The 1,060-nt window shown below is 54.2% G+C and carries 12 tRNA genes; all 12 read left to right on the top strand.

What is annotated here, in order from left to right:
* Positions 1 to 20: 20 nt before the first annotated feature.
* Positions 21 to 96: transfer RNA gene (locus tag H582_RS0110850), tRNA-Ala, on the top strand.
* 10 nt (positions 97 to 106) lie between these two features.
* A tRNA-Asn gene (locus H582_RS0110845) sits at positions 107 to 182 on the top strand.
* A gap of 3 nt (positions 183 to 185) precedes the next feature.
* Positions 186 to 273, top strand: a tRNA-Ser gene (locus H582_RS0110840).
* Positions 274 to 292: 19 nt separating this feature from the next.
* Positions 293 to 380, top strand: a tRNA-Ser gene (locus H582_RS0110835).
* Between the two features lie 20 nt (positions 381 to 400).
* Positions 401 to 475: transfer RNA gene (locus H582_RS0110830), tRNA-Glu, on the top strand.
* 4 nt (positions 476 to 479) lie between these two features.
* Positions 480 to 555 (top strand) — tRNA-Val (locus tag H582_RS0110825).
* 8 nt (positions 556 to 563) lie between these two features.
* Positions 564 to 640: transfer RNA gene (locus H582_RS0110820), tRNA-Met, on the top strand.
* 4 nt (positions 641 to 644) lie between these two features.
* Positions 645 to 721: transfer RNA gene (locus H582_RS0110815), tRNA-Asp, on the top strand.
* 10 nt (positions 722 to 731) lie between these two features.
* Positions 732 to 804 (top strand) — tRNA-Thr (locus tag H582_RS0110810).
* 15 nt (positions 805 to 819) lie between these two features.
* Positions 820 to 895 (top strand) — tRNA-His (locus tag H582_RS0110805).
* 12 nt (positions 896 to 907) lie between these two features.
* Positions 908 to 982 (top strand) — tRNA-Gln (locus tag H582_RS0110800).
* A 4-nt stretch (positions 983 to 986) separates the two neighbouring features.
* Positions 987 to 1,059: transfer RNA gene (locus H582_RS0110795), tRNA-Lys, on the top strand.
* Position 1,060 lies beyond the last annotated feature (1 nt).

The raw sequence follows: 1,060 nt of genomic DNA, 5'->3' as shown, positions 1-1,060 counted from the left end.
AGGCTTACATACTTACATATGGGGCCATAGCTCAGCTGGGAGAGCGCCTGCCTTGCAAGCAGGAGGTCAGGAGTTCGATCCTCCTTGGCTCCACCATGCTTTTTGTTCCCTGATAGCTCAGTTGGTAGAGCACTCGACTGTTAATCGAGTTGTCACAGGTTCGAGTCCTGTTCGGGGAGCCATCTGGAGAGCTGTCCGAGTGGTCGAAGGAGCACGATTGGAAATCGTGTATACGTTAATCGCGTATCGAGGGTTCGAATCCCTCCTTCTCCGTAGCAACATTTCTTGATTTGGAGAGATACCCAAGTGGCTCAAGGGGACCCTCTGCTAAGGGGTTAGACTGCGTAAGTGGTGCGAGGGTTCGAATCCCTCTCTCTCCGTTCTTTCTCCAACTTCATATGGCCCGTTGGTCAAGGGGTTAAGACACCTCCCTTTCACGGAGGTAACAGGGGTTCGAATCCCCTACGGGTCACCAACATGGAAGCTTAGCTCAGCTGGGAGAGCATCTGCCTTACAAGCAGAGGGTCGGGGGTTCGATCCCCTCAGCTTCCACCATGAACTACCGCGGGGTGGAGCAGTCCGGTAGCTCGTCGGGCTCATAACCCGAAGGTCACAGGTTCAAATCCTGTCCCCGCAACCAATATGGAGCTGTGGTGTAGAGGCCTAACATGCCTGCCTGTCACGCAGGAGACCGCGGGTTCGAATCCCGTCAGCTCCGCCATCTATTCTTTGCCGCTGTAGCTCAACTGGTAGAGCAACTGACTTGTAATCAGTAGGTTGGGGGTTCAAGTCCTCTCGGCGGCATGGATTATATCCATGGCGATCGTGGCGAAGTGGTTAACGCACCGGATTGTGGTTCCGGCATTCGGGGGTTCAATTCCCCTCGATCGCCCCATTGATTTCCTGATGGGGATTAGCCAAGCGGTAAGGCAACGGACTTTGACTCCGTCATTCCCAGGTTCGAACCCTGGATCCCCAGCCATTAAGAGCCATTAGCTCAGTTGGTAGAGCACCTGACTTTTAATCAGGGTGTCGAAGGTTCGAGTCCTTCATGGCTCAC

Origin of the sequence: Paenibacillus pasadenensis DSM 19293, assembly GCF_000422485.1 — a bacterium.
Lineage (GTDB): Bacteria > Bacillota > Bacilli > Paenibacillales > Paenibacillaceae > Paenibacillus_O > Paenibacillus_O pasadenensis.
The sequence above is the reverse complement of the archived record's forward strand: the minus strand, read 5'-3'. Positions and strand labels throughout refer to the sequence as shown.